The organism is Streptomyces sp. NPDC051662 (genome assembly GCF_040681655.1).
GTDB lineage: Bacteria > Actinomycetota > Actinomycetes > Streptomycetales > Streptomycetaceae > Streptomyces.
In genome coordinates this window covers 1-26,463 of the sequence record NZ_JBFAZD010000004.1, presented here as the reverse complement: position 1 = coordinate 26,463, position 26,463 = coordinate 1, and the positions used below count along the sequence as shown (strand labels likewise).

Here is a 26,463-nt window from a genome sequence, read left to right as displayed (position 1 = left end):
GTGGAGAACCGTTTGTCCACAGGCTGGAGCCGCGTGTAGCCAAAATGCCCTGACGACCGAACAATCGGTAGGTGAGGCGTGCCACATTTTGGCACCCGTTCGCCCACTCCCACGAGGAGGTGCACGCGTGAAGAAGAGCAGTACGTCGGTCCAGGAACTGCCCGGTGCCGCGGGCCACCTGCCGCACCCGCCCCCGGCGTGGCGGCCGCTCACCGACCCCGCCCCGCTGCTGCCCGACCCCGAGCCGTACCGCGTGCTGGGTACGGACGCCGCGGCCGGGGCCGACCCCGCCCTGCTGCTCCGGCTCTACGCCGAGCTGGTCCGCGGGCGCAGGTACAACACGCAGGCCACGGCGCTCACCAAGCAGGGCAGGCTCGCCGTCTACCCGTCGAGCACCGGCCAGGAGGCCTGCCAGATCGCCGCCGCGCTGGTCCTGCGGGAGCAGGACTGGCTCTTCCCCAGCTACCGCGACACCCTCGCGGCCGTGGCGCGCGGGCTGGACCCCGTACAGGCACTGACGCTGCTGCGCGGCGACTGGCACACCGGCTACGACCCGCACGAGCACCGGATCGCGCCGCTGTCGACACCGCTGGCCACGCAGCTGCCGCACGCCGTCGGCCTGGCGCACGCGGCCAGGCTCAAGGGGGACGATGTGGTCGCGCTCGCCCTCGTGGGCGACGGCGGCACCAGCGAGGGCGACTTCCACGAGGCGCTGAACTTCGCCGCCGTGTGGCGGGTCCCGGTCGTCTTCCTCGTCCAGAACAACGGCTTCGCGATCTCCGTGCCCCTCGCCAAGCAGAGCGCGGCGCCCTCCCTGGCCCACAAGGCCGTCGGTTACGGCATGCCGGGCCGACTGGTCGACGGCAATGACGTGGTCGCGGTGCACACGGTCCTCGGCGAGGCCCTGGCACGTGCCGGGCGCGGCGAGGGACCGACGCTGGTGGAGGCTCTGACCTACCGCATCGACGCCCATACGAACGCCGACGACGCCACGCGCTACCGGGCGGGCGACGAGGTCGAGATCTGGCGCGCGCACGACCCGGTAAGGCTGCTCGAACACGAGCTGACCGCGCGCGGGGTGCTCGACGAGGACGGCATCAGCGAGGCCGCCGAGGCCGCCGAGACGATGGCGGCGCGGCTGCGTGACCGGATGAACGCCGAGCCGGTGCTCGATCCCATGGACCTCTTCGCGCATGTCTACGCCGATCAGACCGCTCAGCTGCGCGAGCAGGCGGCCCAGCTCCGTGCCGAGCTGGAGGCATCGGCCGAGGAAGGCTCCGGGGAAGGCTCCGCGGAAGGACGCGCGGAAGGATCCGGTGAGGCGCGATGACCACTGTCGCGGTGAAGCCCGCCACCATGGCGGAGGCCCTGCGGCGCGCACTGCGCGACGCGATGGCCGCGGACCCTTCCGTCCATGTCCTCGGTGAGGACGTCGGCACGCTCGGCGGGGTCTTCAGGATCACCGACGGGCTCGCGGCCGAGTTCGGCGACGACCGCTGTACGGACACGCCGCTGGCCGAGGCCGGCATCCTGGGGGCGGCCGTCGGGATGGCGATGTACGGGCTGCGGCCCGTCGTGGAGATGCAGTTCGACGCCTTCGCCTATCCGTCGTTCGAGCAGTTGATCAGCCATGTGGCGAAGATGCGGAACCGCACGCGGGGTGCGATGCCGCTGCCGATCACCGTGCGGGTGCCGTACGGCGGCGGGATCGGCGGGGTCGAGCACCACAGCGACTCCTCGGAGGCGTACTACATGGCGACCCCTGGCCTCCATGTCGTGACGCCCGCGACGGTCGACGACGCGTACGGGCTGCTGCGGGCCGCGATCGCCTCCGACGATCCGGTGATCTTCCTGGAGCCGAAGCGGCTCTACTGGTCGAAGGCCCAGTGGTCGCCGGACGAGCCGGCCGAGGTCGGTCCGATCGGACGGGCCGTCGTGCGGCGCCGGGGCAGCAGCGCCACGCTGATCACCTACGGTCCTTCCGTGCCGGTCTGTCTGGAGGCGGCGGAGGCGGCCCGTGCCGAGGGCTGGGACCTGGAGGTGGTCGATCTGCGCTCACTGGTGCCGTTCGACGACGAGACGGTCGCGGAGTCCGTACGCCGCACCGGGCGCGCGGTCGTCGTCCACGAGTCCACCGGCTTCGGCGGCCCCGGCGGGGAGATCGCCGCCCGGGTCACCGAGCGCTGCTTCCACTACCTGGAGGCGCCGGTGCTGCGCGTGGCCGGATTCGACATTCCCTATCCGCCGCCCATGCTGGAGAGGCACCATCTTCCGGGAGTGGACCGGGTGCTGGACGCGGTCGCGCGACTCCAGTGGGAGACGGAGAGCTGATGGCCCAGGTGCTGGAATTCAAACTGCCGGACCTCGGGGAAGGGCTGACCGAGGCCGAGATCGTCCGCTGGCTGGTGTCGGTGGGGGATGTCGTCGCCATCGATCAGCCGGTGGTCGAGGTCGAGACGGCCAAGGCGATGGTGGAGGTGCCCTGCCCCTACGGGGGCGTGGTGACGGCGCGCTACGGCGAAGAGGGCTCGGAGCTGCCGGTCGGGGCGCCGCTGCTGACGGTGGCGGTCGGAGCGTCGGAACCGGCCGACGCGCCGACGACGGCTGCCGCCCCGGCCCCGGCCCCAGCCCCGGCTCGGGCGCCAGCCGCGGCCTCCGCGCCTGCCGCCACTCCGGCTTCGGCCTCCACCGAGACATCGGGCAATGTGCTGGTCGGGTACGGCACGGGCGCGCCGGTGGCCCGTCGGCGCCGGGTCCGCCGGGCGCCGCTGAGCGCGTCCTCCGCCGTCACCGCCCCCGTTCATGAACCGGTCAACAGCGCGGCCGGGGCCGTGCCGGTCGTCTCCCCGCTGGTACGCAGACTGGCCCGGGAGCACGGCCTCGATCTGCGGGAGCTGACGGGATCGGGGCGGGACGGGCTGATCCTGCGGTGCGATGTCGAGCAGGCGATCAGCCGCGGCGCCACACAGGCACCATCCGCCGTCCCGGCACCGGCCTCAGCCCCGGCTCCGGCTCCGGTCCCGACCATGGCTCCGGATCCGGTCCCGGCTGGGGCGTCCCCGTCCGCGCGGCCCGGCGTCACCAGGGTGCCTCTACGGGGCGTACGTGGCGCGGTCGCGGACAAGCTCACCCGCAGCCGTCATGACATCCCGGACGCGACCTGCTGGGTCGACGCGGACGCGACGGAGCTGATGGCCGCGCGTACTGCGATGAACGCGGCCGGCGGGGCCAAGATCTCGCTGCTCGCCCTGATGGCCCGGATCTGCACGGCGGCCCTCGCCCGCCACCCCGAGCTGAACTCCACCGTGGACATGGCCGCCCGGGAGATCGTGCGCCTGCCGGAGGTCCATCTCGGCTTCGCCGCACAGACCGACCGTGGCCTGGTCGTCCCCGTCGTACGGGACGCGCACGCCCGCTCGGCGGAGTCGCTGAGCGCCGAGTTCGCGCGGCTGACCGAGGCGGGCAGGGCGGGCACCCTCACGCCGGCCGAGCTGACCGGCGGGACATTCACTCTCAACAACTACGGAGTGTTCGGGGTCGACGGTTCGACGCCGATCATCAACCACCCCGAGGCGGCGATGCTCGGGATCGGCAGGATCGTGCCCAAGCCCTGGGTGCACGGGGGCGAGCTGGCGGTCCGTCAGGTCGTCCAACTGTCGCTCACCTTCGACCACCGCGTCTGCGACGGCGGTACGGCGGGCGGCTTCCTGCGTTACGTGGCGGACTGTGTCGAACAGCCGGCGGTGCTGCTGCGCACGCTCTAGAACCGGACAGGGCCTAGTACCGCAACGGTCTCCAGCGAGGTGTCCGCCCGAAGTAGTGAGGTGTCCGCCCGAAGAACAAGCCACCTCGGGTGCTTCGGGCGGCCGGTCTCGGCCCATACTTCAGCCATGACCGCGTATGACGCCATCGTGCTCGCCGGAGGTGCCGCCAAGAGGCTCGGCGGCGCCGACAAGCCAGGGGTACGCGTCGGGGGCCGCTCGCTGCTCGACCGGGTGCTCGCGGCCTGTGAAGGGGCCGCCCGCACCGTCGTCGTGGGCGGCAGGCGGCCCACGGCGCGGCCGGTGCGCTGGGCGCGCGAGGATCCGCCCGGCGGCGGGCCCCTCGCCGCGCTCGACGCGGGGGTGCGGTGCGCCGAGGCGGAGACCGTGGTCGTACTCTCCGCGGATCTGCCGTTCCTGGGGGAGCCGACGGTGCGCCGCCTGATCGAGACGCTGGACACAACCGGCCGGGAGGGGGCGCTGCTCACCGACGCCGAAGGCCGTGACCAGCCGCTGGTCGCCGCCTACCGCGCCGAACCGCTCCGCCGTGAACTGGCCCTTCTCGCCACCGAGTACGGCAGCCTGCCCGGCCTGCCGCTCCGGCTGCTGGTGGGGGAACTCGACCTCGCCCGGCTCGACGCCGATCCGCTCGCCTCCTTCGACTGCGACACCTGGGAAGACATCTCCACAGCGCGGGCCAGGATCAGAGAGCATGGAGCCGTGCTGGACGAATGGATCATCGCAGTCAAGGACGAACTCGGCATCGAGCTGGATGTCGACACCCATGTACTCCTCGATCTCGCCCGCGACGCCGCGCACGGCGTCGCCAGGCCCGCCGCGCCGCTGACGACCTTCCTGGTCGGTTACGCGGCGGCCAAGGCCGGCGGGGACGGTCCCGAAGCGGTCGCCGAGGCCGCCCGCAAGGCCGCGGCGCTCGCCGTGCGCTGGACGGACGAGACGGAGGGCACCGACGGACCGGACGCCAAGGGGGCCGACGCCGGATGACGGCCCAGGACCGCGAGGTCGACGGGTTCGACGACGCCCTGGCTCTGGTCCATGGAGAGTCAGGGCACAGCACGGAGCCGGGCCATGGCACCGGCTCCGCCATGACCGCTCGGCACGACGCCGAGACGTGGGAAGCTGCCCGCGCCCTCGCGGCCCGCTCCGCGGGGGCGGTCCAGGCCGCCCGTGCCGTCTCCGTACCCCTTGACCAGGCCGTGGGCCGGGCACTCGCCGAGCCGCTCACCGCACTCACCGATCTGCCGTCGTTCGACACCTCAGCCATGGACGGCTGGGCGGTCTCGGGGCCGGGCCCCTGGTCCGTGCGCCCTGTCCAGGGCTCGCCGCGGGAAGGGGCGACGGCCGGCGACCCCGGCAGCCGGGGTGCCGACGACCTGGGCATTCTGGCCGGGCAGGGGACGGCGGCGGCGCTCCAGGACGGCACGGCCGTACGCATCGCCACCGGCGCCCGTATCCCCGCCGACACGACCGCGGTGGTCCGTAGCGAGCACGCCGTTATGGACAGCCACGGCAATCTCCATGCCGACCGCGAGGTGATCCACGGGCAGGACATCAGACCGCGTGGCCAGGAGTGCCGGACCGACGACCGGCTGCTGCCCGCCGGTTCCGTGGTGACCCCCGCCGTGCTGGGGCTCGCGGCGGCGGCCGGCTATGACGAGCTCCTCACCGTTCCGCGCCCGCGCGTGGAGGTACTCGTCCTCGGCGACGAGCTGCTCACCGAGGGGCTGCCCCACGACGGGCTGATCCGCGACGCGCTGGGGCCGATGCTCGCCCCCTGGCTCCGTACGCTCGGCGCGGAGGTGATCGCCACCCGTCGGATCGGCGACGACGCGGGGGCGCTGTGCCGCGCGATCACCGGATCCACGGCGGATCTCGTCCTCACCACGGGCGGTACGGCCGCAGGACCGGTCGACCATGTCCACCCGGTGCTCCACAAGACGGGCGCCGAGCTGCTGGTCGACGGGGTCGCCGTACGGCCCGGGCATCCCATGCTGCTCGCCCGGCTGTCATCGGGAGGGCATCTGGTCGGGCTGCCCGGTAACCCGCTCGCGGCGGTCTCCGGGCTGCTGACGCTCGCCGAGCCCCTGCTGCACGCGCTGGCGGGCCGGGCGCTCCGGCCCCCGTATCGCGCACCGCTGCGGGACGCGGTGCACGGCCATCCGTACGACACGCGGCTGGTGCCGTTCGTGCACCATGACGAGGGCCTCGTACCGCTGCACTTCAACGGTCCCGCCATGCTGCGCGGTATCGCCGCTGCCGATGGACTCGTGGTCGTGCCGCCGGGCGGCGCGCGGCCCGGAGACGAACTGGAAGTTCTCGACCTGCCGTGGGCGGCATCGGTCGATGGAGGGTGTTTCACGTGAAACTTCCCGGCCATGATGCGATGGCCAGGCATGCCGACGAACATCTCGTCTCGGCGCGGGTGAAGCTTCCGCGCCGTACCGCCGTACAGCCACTGCGTCAGGTCACCAGACGGCTGTTGATGGCGCTGTTCGTCCTCGCCGTGACGGTCTTCATCGTCTATTTCGACAGAACGGGCTATCACGACAACGCGGATGAATCGGTCGACTTCCTCGACTCCGTCTACTACGCGACCGTCACGCTCTCGACGACGGGGTACGGCGACATCGTCCCGTACAGCGACAGCGCGCGGCTCGTCAATGTGCTGCTGGTGACCCCGTTGCGGGTGCTTTTCCTGATCATCCTGGTCGGTACCACTCTCGAAGTGCTCACGGAGCGCACCCGGGAGGAGTGGCGGCTGAACCGCTGGAGGGCCAACTTGCGTGACCACACCATCATCGTCGGCTTCGGCACCAAGGGACGCTCGGCGATGCAGACCCTCTGTGCCACGGGTCTCAAGAAGGAACAGATCGTTATCGTCGATCCGTCCAACAAGGTCATCGACGCGGCGAACGCGGAAGGGTTCGTGGGCGTGATCGGCGACGCGACCCGGAGCGATGTGCTGATCCGCGCCGAGTTGCAGCGGGCGCGTCAGATAGTTATCGCCACCCAGCGCGACGACACGGCCGTGCTGGTGGCGCTGACCGCACGTCAGCTCAACCGTGGCGCGAAGATCGTCGCCGCCGTGCGCGAGGAGGAGAACGCACCGCTCCTGCGCCAGTCCGGGGCCGACGCGGTCATCACCAGTGCCAGCGCGGCCGGCCGGCTGCTGGGGCTGTCCGTGCTCAGTCCGAGCGCGGGCACGGTGATGGAGGATCTGATCCAGCAGGGCAGCGGTCTCGACATCATCGAACGCCCCGTCATAAAGGCGGAAGTGGGCCGGAACGTACGGGAGACGGAAGATCTGGTGGTGAGCGTACTGCGCGGCCACCGGCTGATGGGGTACGACGACCCCGCCGCCAGCCCGCTCCAGCTGACCGACCGTCTGATCACCATCGTCCGGGCGCAGAGCTTTTCGGCGCCGGACAACTCGAACTGACCGTACCCGGGGCCCTCTCGCGCCCCGCGTGGCAGCCCGCTCAGCGGCCCGCTCGACGGCCCGCCGGAGTAGCCTCGCGGCCATGCATGCGATCACGATTCCGGAACCCGGTGGCCCCGAGGCGCTTGTATGGGCCGAAGTGCCCGATCCCGTACCCGGCGAGGGCGAGGTGCTCGTCGAGGTGGCGGCGAGCGCCGTCAACCGCGCGGACCTGCTGCAACGGCAGGGCTTCTACGATCCCCCGCCAGGCTCCTCCCCGTACCCCGGCCTGGAGTGTGCGGGCACGATCGCCGCGCTGGGCGCCGGGGTCTCGGGCTGGGCTGTCGGCGACGAGGTGTGCGCGCTGCTGGCCGGCGGGGGGTACGCGGAGAAAGTCGCCGTCCCGGCCGGGCAGTTGCTTCCCGTACCGCGCGGCCTGGACCTGACCACGGCCGCGGCGCTCCCCGAGGTCACCTGCACGGTCTGGTCGAACGTCTTCATGGTGTCCCATCTGCGGCCGGGCGAGACGGTGCTGCTGCACGGCGGGGCGAGCGGGATCGGCACGATGGCGATTCAGCTGGCCAAGGCGGTGGGCGCGCGGGTCGCGGTCACGGCGGGCGGCCCCGAGAAGCTGGCGCGCTGCGCCGAACTGGGCGCGGACATCCTCATCGACTACCGCGAGCAGGACTTCGTGGAGGAGATCCGCAAGGCCACGGACGGCGCGGGCGCGGATGTCATTCTCGATATCGTCGGCGCGAAGTATCTGGAACGGAACGTACGGGCCCTGGCCGTGAACGGCAGGCTGGCGGTGATCGGTCTCCAGGGCGGAGTGAAGGCCGAGCTCAATCTGGGCGCCCTGCTGAGCAAGCGCGGGGCCATTACGGCGACCTCGCTGCGCGCCCGGCCGCTCGCCGAGAAGGCGGCGATCGTCGCGGCCGTACGGGAGCATGTCTGGCCGCTGATCGCCGACGGGCAGGTCCGCCCGATCGTGGACCGCACGCTGCCGATGCCGGAGGCGGCCGAGGCGCACCGCGCCCTGGAGGCGAGCACGCACATCGGCAAGATCCTGCTGCTCACACCAGCGAGCGCCTGAACACGTCCGCGGCCCGGCACACCACAAGGTGCGCCGGGCCGCGCCGGACAGAGGCAGCCGGAGATTTACAGATACGGGCCGGAGCGGATCGCCCCGTGTCCCTGCTCCCCGTCGTCCTCCTGGACCGACCCCGGCGGCAGCGCGCGGCGCATCTGCTCCAGCTGGGCCCTGGCCGCCATCTGCTGGGCGAACAGCGCCGTCTGGATCCCGTGGAAGAGGCCCTCCAGCCAGCCCACCAGCTGTGCCTGCGCGATACGCAGTTCCGCCTCGGAGGGAATGGCCTCGTCCGTGAAGGGGAGCGAGAGCCGCTCCAGCTCCTCGACCAGTTCGGGGGCGAGGCCGTCCTCCAGCTCCTTCACCGAGCCGGCGTGGATCTCCTTGAGCCGTACCCGGCTCGCCTCGTCCAGGGGAGCCGCGCGCACCTCCTCCAGAAGCTGCTTGATCATGCTGCCGATCCGCATGACCTTCGCGGGCTGCTCGACCATCTCCGTCACCGGAATCTCGCGTGCGCCGTCGTCGGTTCCACCGCCGCCGAGCGCCATCCCGTCCTGTCCCACCACGAGGACGTGGGGGCTCTCCTGCGACCGTTCGTTCCTCGGCATCTCCATGCGGCCCATTGTCTCGCACATGTGCGTCACCACATGGCGTGCCCCCGTACGAAGGCGGATGACCTTCGTACGGGGGCACGGATACGGGGATCACGGCCCTGCGCGGGGACCACGGCCCTGCGCGGGGACCACGGCCCTGCGCCGGGACCACGGATACGGGGATCACGCGGTCAGCGGGCGAGCCCGTGGGGTTACGTCGCCGCCCGGCGGCCGAGCACCCGGTGCGAGCGGGTGACCAGCGCCGCCAGGATCGCGGCGCCCAGCGGGACGGCGATCAGCAGCGCGGCCAGCGTCCCCCAGGGGATCACGATCGGCGCGTTCGGTGGGCTGACGGCGCCCCAGCCCTCGTCGAGCGCCTGCTGGTACCACTTCCACTGGCCGCGTCGGTCCGTCAGCCGTAGCCCGATCGCCGGGAGCACCCCGGCCGCCGAGCCGAGCACCACACCCATCACGGCCACCACCCCGCACTGGAACCCGCTGAGCGTCCTGCGGACCCGCGCCGGGGCGCCGACCGCGGCGAGTGTCTTGAGGTCCGCCTCGGCGTCGGCCTGGGCAAGACCGGTGGCGATACCGGCGGCACCGATGGTGATCAGCCCGGCGAAGACGGTCAGCGCCAGCAGCACGATGTTGTTCTCGCTGGTGTAGCCGCCCTCGATATGGAGACTCACATCGCTGCCGGTCTTGGCGAGCTCGCCGTCCAGCTTCTGCTTCTGGGCGTCGCTCGGCATGGCGCTGGTCGAGTAGTACGCGCCGAGCGGGACGGTGCTGAAGCCCGCCGCCTTCGCCGTGTCCGGGGTCAGGATCATCGAGACGCCGTACGCGTTGGGCGCCCCCGCGACCTGGTGCGCGGTGAGGGACTTGACGACGCCCGGCGAATCCTTGCCCTTCTGGATGGCCGCGTCGGCAGCCTCGATGTCGGTGACCAGGCGGATGCCGATCTTGCCGTTCGTGTCGACGTTCCGCTTGTCGAACGAGACGATCCGCCCGTCCGCCAGCGCCTTCTCGGCGCCCGCGTCCTTGATCCCGAGGACCGCCAGCAGCTTGGCGTCCCCGATCAGTACACCGCCCTCGACGCTGAGGTAGACCTCGTTCTCCTTGCAGCGCCAGTCCTTGGTGAGCTTGCGCCGCTCGGCCTTGCTGAACTTCTCCGAGGGGTCCTCGGTCCCGCTGGTCATCCACAGGGGGCACTGGTTGGCCTTCGGTACGACCACCTCGTACCGGCCGCAGCCCTCCCCGCTGCTGAACATCGAGCAGCCTGGCTTCCCGACGGAGATCCGGTCCACATCGGCCCGTATCTCGGTGGGCAGATTCTTCTGGACGGCCGTACGGACGGTCGGGACATCCCGGCCGCCGCCCTCGTCGAGCATGGCGGAGACCGCACCGTGGGGCAGCTGAGGCGTGTACCCGGCCCGGCCCTGGGCGTCGATGCTCGCGGAGTACGTGGCGACCGCGACCGTGCCCGCGACCGCGGCGAGCACCGCGGCCACGGCGGGGGCCGTGCGCCCCCGGTTGCGTACGGCGTCCCGCAGCGCCAGCCGCGGTGAGAGCGGCATCCAGCGGCCGATCCGGCCGAACAGACCCACCAGGGCCGGTGTCAGCGCGACCACACCCAGCTCGGCGAGCGCACTGCCGCCCGCGACGATCGCGAACTGTTCGGTCATCGTCGATCCGTAGAGCGCGATCGCGGCACCGAGCACGAACGCGATCAGTCCGAGGATCGGCAGCACCCTGCTGCTCTTGCGCACCCCGCGCCGGCCGGTGAGCGAGGCCAGGACGGTCTGACGGGAGGCGGTGACCGCCGGCACGATCGCGGCCAGCAGACCGGTGACCACGGCGAGCGCCGCGATACCGATCAGCTCCAGCGGCCGGATCTCGAAGCCGCCGAAGCGCTGCCCCATGTAGTCCTCAAGTACCGGACGCAGGGCGAAGGTGAGGGCGACACCGAGGACCGTACCGATGACGGCCGAGGCGACACCGATCACCAGACCGCCGGCGAGCACGATGGCCCGGATATGACGCCGGTCGCCGCCGTTCGCCCCGACCAGGCCGAGCTGACGGCGCGAGCGACGGGCGCCGACCGCGAAGGCGGGCCCCGCCAGCAGACAGATCTCCAGCATCGCGAGACCGACGACGGTGCCGAGCGCGGCCATCGCGGCGGTCTTGGCCGCCGTGCTCTCCTCGTACCTCTCCCAGCCCTCCTGCTGGTAGAGCGGGATGTCCGAGTCGGCGGGCGGGTTCAGCTGTACGGCACGTGAGGTGACGATGACACCCTTGGCGTTGGCCTCCCGCACCATGTTCCACGTGAAACCACCGGAGACGCTGATCAGTTGCGTCGTGGTCGGGGAGGTGCCCGGCAGATCGTCGGCCTTCAGCGCCTTGTCGAGCGGAGCCAGGAACGCGCCGGGAAGCGCGTTGACCTGGTCGGTGTCGAGGGAGCTGGGGAGTTCGTACGCGCCGACGATCCGGTAGTCGGCGTCGAGCCCCCGGGCGGTGAGCTTCGAGCCCACCCGCAGCCCGCTGGACTCCAGGAAGTGCGTGGTCGCGGCGACCTCGCCGCCCCTCTCAGGGAAGCGGCCGTCGAGGAGACGCATGATGCCCCGGGCCATCGGGTCCGACGCCTTGAGCTCACGGATCTCGGTGTGCAGCAGCCCGTGCGTGGTGTGCAGCTTTCCGGACCCGACCGTGTCCTCCAGGACCGTGGAGCCCGCCGGGATGGCCTTCTCGATGTCCGCGGGACCATCGGGCCACGGCTTGTTCTCGAAATCGCCCACCGGCGCGTACTGGTCGCCCGTCGGGTCCTGATTGAGGGGCTCACCGGCGAACGAGGGGTCGGTGATCCGCGCGTCGGACCGGCCGATGTCGCGGCTCAGGCTCTCCGTGGTGGAGAGTTGCGAGCTGCGCACGGTCAGATCAAAGGCGCTCACCCCGAGGATGGGCAGCGCGATCATGGCGAGGACGAGGAAGCTGCGTCCCTTGAAGCGCCAGGCGTCGCGGCGGGCTATCCGTACCGCGGCGCGCCAGGAGTGGAACCAGTTCTTCACAGCTCGGCCGCCTGGCCCGTCAGCAGCGAGTCGGCCTCGCTGCGCAGCGTCTGGTCGACGACCGCACCGTCCCGCAGGAAGATCACGCGGTCCGCCCAGGCCGCGAAGCGCGGCTCGTGGGTGACGAGGATGCCGGCCGCGCCCGCGTCGCAGCGCGTGCGCAGCAACGCGAGTACGGACTCGCCGGTCTCGGAGTCCAGGGCGCCGGTCGGCTCGTCCGCGAGGACCAGACGCCGTTCGCCGACCAGGGCGCGGGCGATCGCCACCCGCTGCTGCTGGCCGCCGGACATCTCGTCGGGGAACCGGTCGGCAAGCTCCTCCAGCCCCATCTCACGGAGCGCGGCCAGGGCCTCGACGCGTCCCTTGCGCGCGGAGACGCCGTCGAGTTCGCGGGGCAGCGCGATGTTCTCGGCGGCGGTGAGCGCGGGGATCAGGTTGTAGTCCTGGAAGACATAGCCGATGCTGCGGCGGCGCAGGGCCGCGAGCTTCTTGCGGTCGGCGGTGGTGATGTCGGTGTCCTCGACGATCACCCGGCCCGAAGTGGGGCTGTCGAGGCCGCCCGCGATGGTGAGCAGCGTGGACTTGCCGGAGCCGGACGGGCCCATGACCGCGACCAGTTCGCCGGGGAACACATCGAGGTTGATCCCGCGCAGCGCGTGCACCTCGGTGGCGCCACTGCCGTGGACGCGGGTCAGCTCCTGGAGTTGGAGCACGGGCCGCCGCGACGACTGCTGCTGCGACTGCTGCGACTGCTGCAACGAGTGCTGCTGCGACGACTGATGCTGCTGCGGCGATCGATGTGACGGCTGTGACTGGTGTGGCTGATGTGATTTGCGAGCCATGAGGGTCCCCCCTTTGGGCGTACGCGCACGTACGAGCGGTTCGGTATGACGGGTGAGGTGGGGCGGGAGATGGTGCGGTCAGCCCCAGGAGGCCCATGGGCCCCGGCCGGATGATTCGGGTGGCGGCCGGAGCCGAGGGCGGTGATGTTCCGCTACGGCGGTCAGCCGGCCGTCGAGCCGGCGGACCGTTCGGACGCGGAAGCCGGTGCGGAAGCCGGTGCGGAGGAGGCCGGCGCGGAAGCCGAGGCGGACGCGGTCGCGGGGGCGGACACGGGCGTGGACCCGGCGTCCGGATTCCCCGAGGGCGTCTCCGAGGTCTCGCCGTTTTGCCCCGAAGCCATCGCGAGCCGGATCAGCCGCACTTCGCAGTGGTCGAGCCAGCGGGCCTCGGCCTCGGTCTGGAAGATGAGCTGTTCCAGGACGAGGAGCCAGGCCACCTCGTCCCGGTCGGTCGGGACAGCCTCCAGAACCTGTGCCTTCAGCCGCGTGTAGTCCTGCATCGCCTGGATGGTGTGATGCCGCTGCGACTGGATGACCTCGCGGACGTCGACCCCCGGAGCCCCGACCGCCATGGCGAGCTTGATCGCCAGTTCGTCCCGGGGCGGGCTCGCGCGGTCGACAGGCGTACGGAACCAGGACCGCAGCTCCGCGCGGCCTGTCTCCGTGATCACGTAGAGCGCGTGACCCGCCTTGTCCTCGCCTTCCTGCGTGACCATGCCGTCGCGCTCCAGCCGGCTGAGGGTCGTATAGACCTGGCCGACGTTGAGCGGCCAGGTGGAACCGGTGCGCGACTCGAACTCCGTACGGAGCTGAGAGCCGTAACGCGGACCGCGTTCGAGGAGGGCGAGAAGCCCGTGGCGAATGGACATACTCAGTATGTATACCGCGTAAGTCCTGGCCCGCAAGCGACCTGAGACGGACTTCATAAGTACGCCATAAGGAGGACCGCCGGAGGACCGCCGGAGGATCACCGGGGGCGGGAGATCGCGGAGACGCCGTAGCGAGGCATCGAGAGCCGCCGACGCGGTGTCAGCGGCGCCGGAGGCGCAGCCCGAGAAAGCCGAGCCCCAGGCCGAGCAGTGTGATTCCGGCGCCCAGGGTCAGTACGGGAACCGGCCGCGTGGTCGATCTGTCGAGAGCCGTCGCGTCCGGCCTGCGGGCGTCGTTGGGGGGCGTGGAGCCGGCCGGCGTCGGCTCGCCCGGGTCCGCCCGCTCCTCCGGCGGCCGGCGGGCCTCCCCCGGCTCGTCGACCGCGTCCCACTCGTCCGCCGCCTCCTCGTCCGTGCGCGCGGGGGCGGAGGCGGACGGCTTCGCGGCGTCGGAGGAGGGCGACGGCTTACGGGAGGGGGCGGGCGGCTTCGCCGGCGAGGACGGTCGGCCGGGCCGCGCGGGGTCCGCGCTGTGCGGGCTCTCCGCACTCGCGCTCGGGCCCACGTCCTCGGGTGTCGCGTCCTCGGCATCCGGCTCCGGTGGCCTGCCCGGCCGCGTCTTCCCTTCCCCGGCGAGACGCCCGGCCAGCGAGGAACCATCGGGCTCCGGGGCGATGGACGCGCGCGGCGGGGGCGGGGCGGACTCCTCGGCGTACGCGGCTGGTGCGGTCAGCAACAGGGACGCGACCGCGATCGCGCAAGAGGTGCGGAACCTTGGAGTCACCGATCCAGCGTCACATGGGGGGACAACTCCGGCATCCCGGACGATCGGTCCGTCCGTCGCGAGTACTACTCCGGGTCGCCCAGCGGAGCGAGTACTACTCCGAGTCCCCGCGGAGCGACTGCTACTCCTGGCCCCCGCGGAGCGCGTACTACTCCGGGTCGCCCGTGGAGATCGTCAGCTCGAACTCCTGCTCCTCGGGTAGCACGGCGGCACCCGGCCGCGGGTACTGGCCGATCACGATGTCCTCGGCCTGCGTGCCGTCGTTCTGCTTCTTCGGCTCCGACCAGGTCCAGCCCGCCGCGCGGAGGCAGTCCTTCACCGAGAGGATGTCCTTGTACCGCAGGTCGGGGACCGTCACCTTGGTCGGGTCGAGGCCGTCCTCCGAGGCGTCCGAGCACTTCGACGCGTCGATGGTGCGGTTCCGCTCCGGGTCCCGGTGGCCCGCGACCGGCGCGGCGGAGTCGCTGGTGCCCGGATCCGCGTTCGTGTTGTCGTCCGAGCCCTTGTTCATCGAGAGCGCGAGGAGCAGCCCGCCGATCGCGAGGACCGCGACCGCGATCGAGCCCACGACGACCGGCGTGTTGCGTCGGCCGTCACGCCGGCCGTCCCCGCCATGTCCCCCGTAACCGGGTGCCGTCTGGGGCTGGGGTGAGATCGTGTACGGCCGCGGAGCCGGCGACGGGGACTGGTACGCGGGCTGCGGAGGCTGCGGGGGCTGCGGATAGCCGTAGCCGGGGTCGGTACCGGGGCCCGGTGTGTGCGTCGGCGCGGGCGTCTGCATCGGCGGCTGCGCCGGGCCGGGCGTCGGCGGTCCGTAAGCACCCGGCTGGTACGGCGTCTGTACGCCCTGCCCGCTCGGCGCCCCCTGGGGCGGCTGGTCCACCGGCGGGAAGACCGCGGAGCCCACGCCCGCGCCGCTGTTCGGCGGCACGCCCTGCACGATCACCGGCGCGCCCGCCTGCCCGCCGGGCAGCACCCGCGCGCATTCGTCGCGCATCGCCTCCGCGCTCGGGAAGCGCTCGTTCGGGTTCTTCTTCAGCGCCCGCGCGACCAGGGCGTCGATCGCGGGGGTGAGCGAACGGTTGATGCTGGACGGAGCGACCGGCTCCTCCTGCACATGCGCGTACGCGATCGCCAGCGGCGAGTCCGCGTCGAACGGCAGCCGGCCCGTCAGCAACTGGAAGAGCATGATGCCGACCGAGTAGAGGTCGGAGCGCGCGTCGACACCGCGCCCGAGCGCCTGCTCGGGCGACAGATACTGCGGCGTACCGACGACCATGCCGGTCTGTGTCATCGACGTCACACCCGACTGCATGGCGCGCGCGATGCCGAAGTCCATGACCTTGACGATGCCGCGCTTGGTCATCATCACGTTGCCGGGCTTGATGTCCCGGTGGACCAGCCCCATCTCATGGCTGGTCTCCAGCGCGGCCAGCACATCGGCCGTCACCTTCAGCGCCTTGTCGGCCGGCATCGCGCCGTACCGCGCGATATCCGCCTGGAGTACGGAGCCGAGCGGCTGCCCCTCGACGTACTCCATGACGATGTACGGCATCAGCGCGCCGGAGCCCGCGGCGGAGCCGCTCTCGTGAAGCGTGTCCTCGCCGGTGTCGAAGACGGAGACGATATTGGTGTGCGACAGCTTGGCCACGGCCTGGGCCTCACGGCGGAAGCGCTCGCGAAAGGACTGCTCGCGCCCCAGCTCCGTGTGGAGGGTCTTGATCGCGACCTGACGGTCCAGGGCCACGTCGTACGCCAGATATACGGACGCCATGCCGCCTTCGCCGAGCAGGTCGCGAAGCTGGTACCGGCCACCCGCGACCGAACCGCCCGCATAGCGGCCCCGTGCGCCGTCCTGGCTCATGACTGTGCTTCCCCCTCGGCACGCTGACGCGGTGGTGCCACGCGATGACCCGTTGTCCAGGATTCCGTTGCCGGAGATCCCGCGTTATCGGAGATCTCGCGGTTACGCGAATACGCGCCAAGTCTGCCCCAGGGCACTGACACGTCAAGCCGGGTGCCCGTTCCGTGACCGTACGCACAACAAGCGTCTCGGAAGCGTTACAGGAAACGCATGGAATTTGCATGGGCGGTAAGTGAACGGGTTTCATGACCGGTCCATCCTGGACCGGCGTGTCACACGGAGGCTGTAGCGTGATGTGGCATAGCCACTCCTGAGACATCCCCTGAGACACACAGACATACCGCGGACCGCGCGCGCGGTCGCTCCGCGGACAGAAACGACGGCGAGGACTGATGGCACCCGAACCCGAAGCAGGCGGCGGAGTGCCGGATGCGGCGGACTCCTGGGGCGACAACGGATTGGTCGGCGGAATGGTCGGCGACGGCCGCTACCGCCTGACCCACCGTCTGGGCCGTGGCGGCATGGCCGAGGTGTTCGCGGCCGAGGACGTACGGCTCGGCCGCATCGTCGCCGTCAAGCTGCTCCGGGCCGATCTCGCCGAGGACCCGGTCTCCAAGGCCCGCTTCACCCGCGAGGCACAGTCGGTCGCCGGGCTGAACCACCACGCGGTGGTGGCGGTGTACGACTCGGGCGAGGACACCGTCAACGGCCAGACCGTGCCGTACATCGTGATGGAGCTGGTCGAGGGCCGCACCATCCGCGATCTGCTGGTCAGCGCGGAGGCCCCGCCGCCCGAGCAGGCGTTGATCATCGTCTCCGGGGTGCTTGAGGCGCTCGCCTACTCGCACCAGCACGGCATCGTGCACCGGGACATCAAGCCCGCGAACGTGATCATCACGGACGCCGGCGCGGTGAAGGTGATGGACTTCGGCATCGCGCGCGCCCTGCACGGCGCGCAGTCGACGATGACCCAGACCGGCATGGTCATGGGCACGCCGCAGTACCTCTCGCCCGAGCAGGCGCTGGGCAAGGCCGTCGACCACCGCAGCGATCTGTACGCCACGGGCTGTCTGCTCTACGAACTGCTCGCGCTGCGGCCCCCCTTCACCGGCGAGACCCCGCTCTCGGTCGTCTACCAGCACGTCCAGGACATCCCGGTCCCGCCGTCCGAGGTCTCGGACGTGGCGCCGCCGGAGCTGGACGGCCTGGTCATGCGCGCGCTCGCGAAGGAGCCGGACGACCGGTTCCAGAGTGCCGAGGAGATGCGCGGGCTGATCCAGTACGGCATGCAGATGCTCCAGCAGCAGGGCAGCCATACGGGCACGTGGAACACCGGGGCTGTCGAACCGCACATGGGCGGCAACACCCCGGCGATGGGTATGGCCGCGACGACCGCGCTGGGTCACCCGCCGCACGGCGACACCTCACAGGGCCCGATCCTGCCGCCGAAGAACCCGGACGACGGCGGGTACGACGGCGGCTACCAGAACGGCCGGGGCCGCGGCAAGATGTGGCTCTTCGTGGCGCTCGCGGTGATCGCGATCGTGGCGGGGGTGGCCTACGCGCTTCAGGGCATCGGCGAAACGGGCACCGGCGACAAGTCGGAGAACAAGCCGTCGGTCAGCACGAGCGAGTCGACGCCGAGCGATTCCCCCTCGCCCTCGGACTCACCGAGCGAGGACACCACGGAGACGGACACCTCCACGGGAGGCGACGACCACTGGCCGAGCTACAAGCCGAGTGATACGCCGTCGGAGTCGCCGAGCGGCTCCGAATCGTCGAGTGACCCGTCGACGCCCCCCTCGGAGACGGGCTCGACCGGCTCCAGCAGCGGGACGAACACGGGCACGTCGGACGGGGGCACCTCCGACGGCGGTACGACGGACGGGAGCACGACCGACGGCGGTACGACCGAGGGTGGCGCCGCCGACGGTGGCACGACCGAGGGTGGCGCCGCCGACGGTGGCACGACCACGGGCAATGGCGCCCCCGGCGGCGCCATCACCGGTGCCTCCGCCGGCGCCGGCGGAGGCACCACTCCCTGACCGGCGGGCCGTGCGCCGCTCCCTGAGACGGGATCAGCCGGCGAAGGCCTCGCGTACCGCCTCGTACTCCCGCGTCCACCACACCGCGAGGGCCGACACCGCTGCGAACAGCGGGTCGGCCCTTCGGTCGTCCAGCTGGTAGCGCCAGCGCAGTATCCAGAAGTCGTTGAGCCGCTCCCACCACACCCGGTGCACGGCCGCTGCGAGTTCGGAGGCGCGGGCTCCGGCCGCCCGGCGGTAGGCGCGCGCGTACGCCCGTACCTTCGTCAGCTCCAGCTCGCCCGTCGGCCGGACGAAGAAGATCGCCGCGGCCCGTACCGCCTCCTCGGCGCGCGGCTGTACACCGAGCCGGTCCCAGTCGATGATCGCGACCGGTTCGTCGCCCCGGTAGAGCAGATTCAGCGGGTGGAAGTCGCCGTGCACCCAGCCCGTGGCCGGTTCCGCGCCGGGGGGCGGCCGGCGATGGGCATGGAGTTCCAGCAGGTCCCGGCGTTCCAGCAGGCGGTGTTCGGCCAGCGCGTCGAAGACGTCCCTGCGGGTACGGCCGCGGGCCAGGGCGAGCAGTTCATCGATGAGGTCGAAGGTGTCGGCGGGGTCGGGGCTGACATACGCGAGCGTCGGCGGATCCGGCTCCATCACCCGCTCCAGACAGGTGTGCACGAGCCCGAGGAGCGTCCCGAGGTGCCCCGACCCGCTGGTGGACAGCTGCGCGCCGTCGCGATGGCGTCCGTCGATCCAGGGGTGCAGGGCGTAGCAGTGGCCGCCGAGGACCGTGACGGTGTCGCCGTCGGCGTTCTCGACGGGCGGGGCGACGGGCACGCCGAGCGCCTGGAGCCGCTGGGTGGCGCGGTGCTGGCGGCTGATGGAGTCGCGGTCGCCGTCCAGATGGTGCTTGAGGAAGTAGGCGCCCCGGGTGGTGCGGAGTCGGTAGCCACGGTTGAGGAGTCCTTGGGCGACGGGCTCGCAGGAGAGCGGCTCGCCCGCGTCCCGGTAGTGGCGGAGGAGCGTCCGGACGGGGGGAGCGGGGGCGTGGAGCGGAAGGGTGGAGTGCAGTGGGGCGGAGGGGTGAGGCGGGGCGGAAGGGTGGAGCGGGGCGGAAGGGTGCGGTGGTGCGGAGCGGAGCGGTGGTGCGGAGGGATGTACGGGGGGAAGCACGGTACGAGATGCACGAGCGGCGGCAGGCGCGGGAATGGGGATCACGGCGGTCGCAGCAGGTGCGGCGAATTCATATGAGCGCGGCACTTGTCAGATGTTAGATCACGCAACGTGTTCGCTTCGTCGCTCCAGGGAATAGTCGAGCGTATGTACGGTGGCGAACTGGGGCGTAAGCCGTATATAGACCGGATCGAATGGTTCACCGTCCACGCGGTGCGGGCCCGTGCCGAACAGTTCAAGCTCAGGGGCCGTCGGTTCGACGATCTCGGCGGTTCCGGTGAACTCGACCGACCACTGGTCCATCTCGTCGCTGCTGAAGTTGTCCGCGCCGTACGCCACCACGCCGCCGCCGCACGCCCGGTGGTATCCGAGGCCCGCGTGCATGCGCAGCAGTACGGATCCGCCGGCCACGACATGGCGGGCGGGCGCCACGAACGGCATCGCGCGCATACTCGTCGCCACCCGCCCGTATGACACCCGGCTGAGCAGATCGATGGCTCGGAGTTCCTCGGTGAACATATTGTCCACTGTCCGTTACCGAAGACCCCTCCAACAGAGGAGGCGGCCCCGGATGAACGGGACGTAGGTCCCGATTAGGACCGGGTCCGACGCGGTACGTCAGGGCTTCTCCGCCTGGAGCCGCGCCACATACGCCGCCGCCTGCGACCGGCGCTCCATCCCCAGCTTGGAGAGCAGGCTGGAGACATAGTTCTTGATCGTCTTCTCGGCGAGATGCAGCTCCGCGCCGATCGCGCGGTTGGTCATGCCCTCGCCGATCAGATTCAGGATCCTGCGCTCCTGGTCGGTGAGGCCGGCCAGCTTGTCGTCCTTCGGGGTGTTGCCCGTACGCAGCCGCTCCAGCACCCGCGCCGTCGCCTCCGGGTCGAGCAGCGACCGCCCCGCCGCCACGTCACGCACCGCCGTCAGCAGCTCATTGCCGCGGATCGCCTTCAGTACATAACCCGAGGCCCCGGCCATGATCGCGTCGAAAAGCGCCTCGTCGTCCGCGAATGAGGTGAGCATCAGGCACTTGATGGACTCGTCCCGCGAACGGATCTCCCGGCAGACCTCCACGCCGCTGCCGTCCGGCAGCCGGACATCGAGCACCGCCACATCGGGCCGGGTCGCCGGGATTCTGGCCGTCGCGTCCGCCGCCGTACCGGCCTCCCCGACGACCTCGATGTCGTCCTCGACGGAGAGGAGCTCGAAGACGCCCCTGCGGACCACTTCATGGTCATCAACAAGGAATACCGTAATTTTTCCGTCCTTGTACACAGAATCCAGTCTCACACATTCACCCCTTCCCTGCCGCAGATCAGCGGGATAACGTGCCGTTGTTCCGGCGGCCTGCAAGGCTGTGACCAGTGGTTGTTCCAGGCTTTGGCGATTTACTTGGAAATCCAAGCAAAATTGCAGGTCAGAAGGGGTTTCGCAGGAGTGCCCCCCACTGGGTAACGTGCCTGTGACAGGGCGCTCGCCGGGGCACCTGTCACGCCTGTCCCGGCCGGGTCGCACCCACCCCGTGCACGCGGCGGACACAGGCGAGCCGCACTGGTACCCGGCGGATCCCGGGAGCCGGACAGACGGAGGAGCAAGCACGTGACCGTGGAGAGCACTGCCGCTCGCAAACCGCGACGCAGCGGCGGCACCAAGCGCGCAAGCGCCAAAAGGACGCCGCAGCCCCAGAGTTCTGAGCCCCAGCTCGTACAACTGCTCAGCCCCGAGGGCGAGCGGGTCGAGCACCCGGACTACGGGATCGATCTGACCCCGGAGGAGTTGCGCGGGCTGTACCGCGACATGGTCCTGACCCGCCGCTTCGACGCCGAGGCCACGGCGCTCCAGCGCCAGGGCGAGCTGGGACTGTGGGCATCACTGCTCGGCCAGGAGGCCGCGCAGATCGGCTCGGGTCGCGCCCTGCGCGACGACGACTATGTCTTCCCCACCTACCGTGAGCACGGCGTGGCCTGGTGCCGCGGCGTCGACCCGACGAATCTGCTGGGCATGTTCCGTGGTGTGAACAACGGAGGCTGGGACCCCAGCAGCAACAACTTCCACCTCTACACCATCGTCATCGGCTCCCAGACCCTGCACGCCACCGGCTACGCCATGGGCGTCGCCAAGGACGGCGCGGACTCGGCCGTGATCGCGTACTTCGGGGACGGCGCCTCCAGCCAGGGCGATGTCGCCGAGTCGTTCACCTTCGCCGCGGTCTACAACGCGCCGGTGGTCTTCTTCTGCCAGAACAACCAGTGGGCCATCTCCGAGCCGACCGAGAAGCAGACCCGGGTGCCGCTCTACCAGCGCGCACAGGGGTACGGCTTCCCCGGCGTACGGGTCGACGGCAATGACGTACTGGCCTGTCTCGCCGTGACCCGTGCCGCGCTGGAGCGGGCCCGCCGGGGCGAGGGGCCCATGCTGGTCGAGGCCTTCACCTACCGGATGGGCGCGCACACCACCTCCGACGACCCGACCAAGTACCGCGCGGACGAGGAGCGGGAGGCCTGGGAGGCCAAGGACCCGATCCTGCGGCTGCGCAGGTATCTGGAGCGGGAGGGCCATGCCGACGAGGCGTTCTTCACGGCTCTGGACGAGGAGAGCGAGACCCTCGGAAAGCGGGTACGAGACGTAGTACGGGCCATGCCCGACCCCGACCCCATGGCGATCTTCGACCATGTCTACGCCGACGGGCACGCGCTCGTCGACGAGGAGCGCGCGCAGTTCGCCGCGTACCAGGCGTCGTTCGAGGACACCCAGAGTGGTTCCGCCGGGGAGGGCAAGTAGCCATGGCCGTACAGAAGCTCCCGATCGCCAAGGCGATCAACGAGTCGCTCCGCAAGGCGCTGGAGACCGACCCCAAGGTCCTGATCATGGGCGAGGACGTCGGCAAGCTCGGCGGCGTCTTCCGGGTCACGGACGGTCTGCAGAAGGACTTCGGCGAGGACCGCGTCATCGACACCCCGCTCGCCGAGTCGGGCATCGTCGGCACGGCCATCGGGCTCGCGCTGCGCGGCTACCGGCCGGTGGTGGAGATCCAGTTCGACGGTTTCGTCTTCCCCGCCTACGACCAGATCGTCACCCAGCTCGCGAAGATGCACGCCCGTTCGCTGGGCAAGATCAAGCTGCCCGTCGTGATCCGTATCCCGTACGGCGGCGGCATCGGCGCGGTCGAGCACCACAGCGAGTCCCCCGAGGCACTCTTCGCGCATGTCGCGGGTCTGAAGATCGTCTCGCCGTCCACGGCGTCGGACGCGTACTGGATGATGCAGCAGGCCATCCAGAGCGACGACCCGGTGATCTTCTTCGAGCCCAAGCGGCGCTACTGGGACAAGGGCGAGGTCAACGCCGAGGCCATTCCGGGTCCGCTGCACGGGGCGCGGGTCGCCAGGGAGGGTACGGACCTGACGCTCGCGGCGTACGGCCCGATGGTGAAGGTCTGTCTGGAGGCCGCCGCGGCGGCCGAGGAGGAGGGCAAGTCGCTGGAGGTCGTCGATCTCCGCTCGATGTCCCCGATCGACTTCGACACGATCCAGACGTCGGTGGAGAAGACGCGCCGGCTGGTCGTGGTGCACGAGGCGCCGGTCTTCTACGGCTCGGGCGCGGAGATCGCCGCGCGCCTCACGGAGCGGTGCTTCTACCACCTGGAGGCCCCGGTGCTGCGGGTCGGCGGCTACCACGCGCCGTATCCGCCGGCCCGGCTGGAGGACGAGTACCTCCCGGGCCTGGACCGGGTGCTCGACGCCGTCGACCGCTCGCTCGCGTACTGAGGAGTGCTGTGACCATGACTGCTGACACTTCCACTCGCTATCGCGAATTCAAGATGCCCGACGTGGGCGAGGGGCTCACCGAGGCCGAGATCCTCAAGTGGTACGTACAGCCGGGCGATTCCGTCGTCGACGGCCAGGTGGTGTGCGAGGTCGAGACCGCCAAGGCGGCTGTGGAACTGCCCATTCCGTACAACGGGGTGGTGCATGAGCTGCGCTTCGAGGAGGGCACGACGGTCGACGTCGGCGCGTCCATCATCTCGGTGGACGTGGCACCGGGCAGCGCCGAACCGGCGCCTGACGCTCCCGCTGCCGCCGCTGTCGTGGCCGAGGAACCGGCCGAGCCCGCCGAGCCGGCCGGGCGTACGCCGGTCCTCGTCGGGTACGGGGTCGCCGAGGCGTCCACGAAGCGGCGCGCGCGCAGGGGCGCTCCCGGCGCCTCGGTGCCGGGTCAGGCGACGGCCGCGGAGACGGCCTCCGCGGCCATTCAGGCGGAGATGAACGGGCACGCGGCCCCGTCCACGCCTCCGCCCACGCGCTCCCGTCCGCTGGCCAAGCCTCCGGTACGCAAGCTCGCCAAGGACCTCGGTGTGGACCTGGCGGCGATCACGCCGACGGGTCCGGGCGGGATCATCACGCGCGAGGACGTCCACGCGGCGACGGCCGCCGCTGTGGCCACCGAACCGGCGGTCGTGGCTCCGGCTCCGGGGGCTCTCGCTCCGGTTCCGGTCGCCGAACCGGCGGCGGCCCAGGCGACCGGCGCGGCGACCGGCCGGGAGACCCGTATCCCGATCAAGGGCGTACGGAAGGCCACGGCGGCGGCCATGGTGGGCAGCGCGTTCACCGCGCCGCATGTCACGGAGTTCATCACCGTCGATGTGACGCGCACGATGAAGCTGGTCGAGGAGCTGAAGTCCGACAAGGACATGGCGGGCCTTCGGGTCAACCCGCTGCTCCTCGTCGTCAAGGCGCTGCTGGTCGCGATCAAGCGGAACCCCGAGGTCAACGCGGCCTGGGACGAGGCGAACCAGGAGATCGTCCTCAAGCACTACGTCAACCTGGGCATCGCGGCGGCGACCCCGCGCGGGCTGATCGTCCCGAACATCAAGGACGCGCACGACAAGACGCTGCCTCAACTGGCCGAAGCGCTGGGGGAGCTGGTGTCCACGGCCCGTGAGGGGAGGACGACTCCGGCGGCCATGCAGGGCGGCACGGTGACGATCACCAACGTCGGCGTCTTCGGCGTCGACACCGGTACGCCGATCCTCAACCCGGGCGAGTCCGCGATCCTCGCGGTCGGCGCGATCAAGCTCCAGCCGTGGGTCCACAAGGGCCAGGTGAAGCCCCGCCAGGTCACCACACTGGCGCTCTCCTTCGACCACCGTCTGGTCGACGGCGCACTGGGCTCCCAGGTCCTGGCGGACATCGCCGCGATCCTGGAACAGCCGAAGCGCCTGATCACCTGGGCATAGCAGCACGGGGCCCGAGCGCCCCGACGACGGAGCCCCACGGCGCGCACACGGCCGTGGGGCTCCTCGGTTCTCGCGGCCTCCCGCCGAACCGGACGTGATCGCCCGGACCAGGGTCAGCTCTTCGGCGAGACCGCTACCACCCAGTCGGAGGCCCGGAAATGAGTGGATACCCCGGTCCCCACCTGCGACTTGTTGGGAGGTCCAGAGCTGGGGAACAGTGAAGGCGCGATACCACGCCCCAATCGTTCCTCCCACATGGTCGCCCACTTCTCAAGATCCGGGAATGCCTCCCGAACCGCCGTCCGGTTCACGAAACTGTACTTCTGATGAATGAACCCCTTTCGGAGATCTTCATCAGTGAGCTTTCCCGCGTCCCTCAGCTCATCCCATTTCTGCCGGGCCGCGGCCACCATCACATCGGATGAGATCTGGAAGTCGCCGTCGCTGGGTCCGGCCGGCCGGCCGTTCTCATCGAGCACCCCCAATTTGTACAACGTTTCGAATGGACGGCGTGCCGGTCGCTCGCTGGGAGGTGTGGAGCCCATCCACGTCCGGAGCCTTTCCAGCGCCAGAGGCTGTCCGGCCAATTCCTGTTCGGTCGGGAAGTTCTTGTGGCGGCCCGAGAAGAAGAACGCCCATGATCCCTGGAGCCGTACGTCGTAGTCCTGGGGACGCTTGCAGTCGGAGCACAGGACCCTGGACAGAGACGACGACATGTCCTTGAACTGCTTCGGAGTCGTCCCCAAGGGTGCCTGGTAGCGGCGCCACCAGTCGACTTGCTGCCGCGTCAGCCCGAGAAACGCCAGGTCCCGGGGGTGGATACGGTATCCGGTGTCATCGTGCGGCCACGCCCGGATCCCCAGACGCTGACTTCCCGGGACCCTGCCGTCGGCGTCGATGAGCCCCTTGGCCTGGGCTTCTTGGCGCCTCTTGGCAAAGCCGGGATCCTCGTCGGCCGCCGGACTCGTGCGGACGGTCTGCGCCTGGACGCTCGTGCCGACGGACCAGGGGGATACCGCAGCGGCCGGAGCAACCGAAGGGCCTGACAGAACCAGAGCCGCGACGGCAAGAACTCTCAGCCGTAGAAGCTGTCTTGACACTCTCTACCTCCAGCAGGAATGTTCCTCATGGCCGACGATCTTCGCGGCCCAAGGCTCAGAGTGACGCATACCTGCGCACGCCACCGGCACTGCCACGCCGACATGGAGGGGTAATCGTCGAACCGTCTACGGCGAGAATTCGGCTCGCAGTTCGAGTGCGGGAAATAGGGGCTGGGCGCCGTTTCTCTTGGGGGAATCCAATGAGTAAGACCGTTGTCCAATAGGGTGATTGGGAGGGCGTGCGTTCGAGAACGGACCGAGGGCGAGGGCGTCGGCGTCGGCGTCGTGGTGATGGGGGGGGAGCGGGGAAGCTCCCATGTGCCGGGGGTCCGCCCCCGGCCTGCTGGCCGGTGGGTGGTCTGCGCGGGAGTGGAGTGGGGTGGCCCGGCCCCGGCAAAGCGGCTGACGGTCAGGGGGTGGGCTGGGATTCATGCCCCGCTGATGGCGGTTCGACTTCAGCTGCGGGTGAGGACCAAGAGGTATCCGGGGTGGGCCGGAGGGTTTGATGGCGGGTGGGGGCCGCCCCTAGGTTTCAGTTTCGCGGTTGCGGGTTGGGCGTCAAGGGCGCTCCTTCGTCGCGTCGGCTGCGCCGATTGCGCTTCGCTTCACCCTGGACACCCAACCCTCCA

General features: G+C 70.6%; 21 protein-coding genes. 11 read left to right on the top strand and 10 right to left on the bottom strand.

Annotation, left to right across the window (positions count from 1 at the left end; translation table 11 throughout):
* Positions 1–127 precede the first annotated feature (127 nt).
* The 7 genes from pdhA (AB0M67_RS07740) to AB0M67_RS07710 all read left to right on the top strand — a co-directional run bounded on the left by pdhA (AB0M67_RS07740) (position 128) and on the right by AB0M67_RS07710 (position 8,293).
* The gene (gene pdhA, locus AB0M67_RS07740) at positions 128–1,330 is read left to right on the top strand and encodes a pyruvate dehydrogenase (acetyl-transferring) E1 component subunit alpha (RefSeq protein ID WP_365743767.1); all 1,203 of its coding nucleotides are present in this window, start codon (positions 128–130) and stop codon (positions 1,328–1,330) included.
* The gene (locus AB0M67_RS07735; protein WP_365743765.1) at positions 1,327–2,331 is read left to right on the top strand and encodes an alpha-ketoacid dehydrogenase subunit beta; all 1,005 of its coding nucleotides are present in this window, start codon (positions 1,327–1,329) and stop codon (positions 2,329–2,331) included. The genes pdhA (AB0M67_RS07740) and AB0M67_RS07735 overlap by 4 nt, the downstream gene beginning before the upstream one ends.
* Positions 2,331–3,764, top strand: a complete 1,434-nt coding sequence (locus AB0M67_RS07730; RefSeq protein ID WP_365743763.1) for a dihydrolipoamide acetyltransferase family protein — start codon at positions 2,331–2,333, stop codon at positions 3,762–3,764. The genes AB0M67_RS07735 and AB0M67_RS07730 overlap by 1 nt, the downstream gene beginning before the upstream one ends.
* 126 nt (positions 3,765–3,890) lie before the next feature.
* Positions 3,891–4,766 carry an NTP transferase domain-containing protein gene (locus AB0M67_RS07725; RefSeq protein WP_365743761.1) on the top strand — a complete coding sequence of 292 codons (876 nt, stop codon included), beginning with the start codon at positions 3,891–3,893 and terminating at the stop codon, positions 4,764–4,766.
* On the top strand, positions 4,763–6,145 hold the full coding sequence (locus AB0M67_RS07720; RefSeq protein WP_365743759.1) for a molybdopterin molybdotransferase MoeA: 1,383 nt from the start codon (positions 4,763–4,765) through the stop codon (positions 6,143–6,145). The genes AB0M67_RS07725 and AB0M67_RS07720 overlap by 4 nt, the downstream gene beginning before the upstream one ends.
* 20 nt (positions 6,146–6,165) lie before the next feature.
* Positions 6,166–7,221 carry a potassium channel family protein gene (locus AB0M67_RS07715; protein ID WP_365743757.1) on the top strand — a complete coding sequence of 352 codons (1,056 nt, stop codon included), beginning with the start codon at positions 6,166–6,168 and terminating at the stop codon, positions 7,219–7,221.
* An 82-nt stretch (positions 7,222–7,303) separates the two neighbouring features.
* Positions 7,304–8,293, top strand: a complete 990-nt coding sequence (locus AB0M67_RS07710; protein ID WP_365743755.1) for an NAD(P)H-quinone oxidoreductase — start codon at positions 7,304–7,306, stop codon at positions 8,291–8,293.
* A gap of 65 nt (positions 8,294–8,358) precedes the next feature.
* Here AB0M67_RS07710 and AB0M67_RS07705 read toward each other — a convergent pair whose 3' ends face one another.
* From AB0M67_RS07705 to AB0M67_RS07680, 6 genes are all read right to left on the bottom strand, one after another.
* The gene (locus AB0M67_RS07705; protein ID WP_030350912.1) at positions 8,359–8,901 is read right to left on the bottom strand and encodes a bacterial proteasome activator family protein; all 543 of its coding nucleotides are present in this window, start codon (positions 8,899–8,901) and stop codon (positions 8,359–8,361) included.
* A 191-nt stretch (positions 8,902–9,092) separates the two neighbouring features.
* On the bottom strand, positions 9,093–11,942 hold the full coding sequence (locus tag AB0M67_RS07700) for an ABC transporter permease (RefSeq protein WP_365743753.1): 2,850 nt from the start codon (positions 11,940–11,942) through the stop codon (positions 9,093–9,095).
* Entirely contained in the window at positions 11,939–12,655 is a 717-nt protein-coding gene (locus AB0M67_RS07695) for an ABC transporter ATP-binding protein (RefSeq protein WP_365744449.1), read from the bottom strand. Before AB0M67_RS07695 ends, AB0M67_RS07700 begins: the two co-directional genes overlap by 4 nt.
* 290 nt (positions 12,656–12,945) lie before the next feature.
* Positions 12,946–13,653 carry a PadR family transcriptional regulator gene (locus AB0M67_RS07690; protein ID WP_365743751.1) on the bottom strand — a complete coding sequence of 236 codons (708 nt, stop codon included), beginning with the start codon at positions 13,651–13,653 and terminating at the stop codon, positions 12,946–12,948.
* Between the two features lie 160 nt (positions 13,654–13,813).
* Positions 13,814–14,437, bottom strand: a complete 624-nt coding sequence (locus AB0M67_RS07685) for a hypothetical protein (protein WP_365743749.1) — start codon at positions 14,435–14,437, stop codon at positions 13,814–13,816.
* A 148-nt stretch (positions 14,438–14,585) separates the two neighbouring features.
* Complete coding sequence (locus AB0M67_RS07680; protein ID WP_365743747.1) at positions 14,586–16,301, bottom strand: protein kinase; 1,716 nt, start codon at positions 16,299–16,301, stop codon at positions 14,586–14,588.
* A gap of 392 nt (positions 16,302–16,693) precedes the next feature.
* Between AB0M67_RS07680 and AB0M67_RS07675 the strand changes: the two genes are divergently transcribed.
* Positions 16,694–18,346: a protein kinase gene (locus AB0M67_RS07675; protein WP_365743745.1), complete on the top strand. Its 1,653-nt coding sequence runs from the start codon at positions 16,694–16,696 to the stop codon at positions 18,344–18,346.
* 33 nt (positions 18,347–18,379) lie between these two features.
* Here the strand turns inward: AB0M67_RS07675 and AB0M67_RS07670 are convergent, their stop codons facing one another.
* The 3 genes from AB0M67_RS07670 to AB0M67_RS07660 form a co-directional block, all read right to left on the bottom strand.
* Entirely contained in the window at positions 18,380–19,399 is a 1,020-nt protein-coding gene (locus AB0M67_RS07670) for a phosphotransferase (protein ID WP_365744447.1), read from the bottom strand.
* A 204-nt stretch (positions 19,400–19,603) separates the two neighbouring features.
* A complete protein-coding gene (locus AB0M67_RS07665) occupies positions 19,604–20,020 on the bottom strand; it encodes a pyridoxamine 5'-phosphate oxidase family protein (RefSeq protein ID WP_365743743.1) in 417 nt (138 codons plus the stop codon).
* 99 nt (positions 20,021–20,119) lie between these two features.
* Positions 20,120–20,776, bottom strand: a complete 657-nt coding sequence (locus tag AB0M67_RS07660) for a response regulator transcription factor (RefSeq protein WP_365744445.1) — start codon at positions 20,774–20,776, stop codon at positions 20,120–20,122.
* 324 nt (positions 20,777–21,100) lie between these two features.
* Between AB0M67_RS07660 and pdhA (AB0M67_RS07655) the strand changes: the two genes are divergently transcribed.
* The 3 genes from pdhA (AB0M67_RS07655) to AB0M67_RS07645 are packed head-to-tail and all read left to right on the top strand — an operon-like array spanning position 21,101 to position 24,734.
* Positions 21,101–22,282 (top strand): pyruvate dehydrogenase (acetyl-transferring) E1 component subunit alpha, encoded by a 1,182-nt coding sequence (gene pdhA, locus AB0M67_RS07655; RefSeq protein WP_365743741.1) that lies wholly within the window; start codon positions 21,101–21,103, stop codon positions 22,280–22,282.
* 2 nt (positions 22,283–22,284) lie between these two features.
* A complete protein-coding gene (locus AB0M67_RS07650; protein ID WP_365743739.1) occupies positions 22,285–23,265 on the top strand; it encodes an alpha-ketoacid dehydrogenase subunit beta in 981 nt (326 codons plus the stop codon).
* A gap of 14 nt (positions 23,266–23,279) precedes the next feature.
* A complete protein-coding gene (locus AB0M67_RS07645; RefSeq protein ID WP_365743737.1) occupies positions 23,280–24,734 on the top strand; it encodes a dihydrolipoamide acetyltransferase family protein in 1,455 nt (484 codons plus the stop codon).
* A 113-nt stretch (positions 24,735–24,847) separates the two neighbouring features.
* Here AB0M67_RS07645 and AB0M67_RS07640 read toward each other — a convergent pair whose 3' ends face one another.
* Positions 24,848–25,834 (bottom strand): hypothetical protein, encoded by a 987-nt coding sequence (locus AB0M67_RS07640; RefSeq protein WP_365743735.1) that lies wholly within the window; start codon positions 25,832–25,834, stop codon positions 24,848–24,850.
* Positions 25,835–26,463 lie beyond the last annotated feature (629 nt).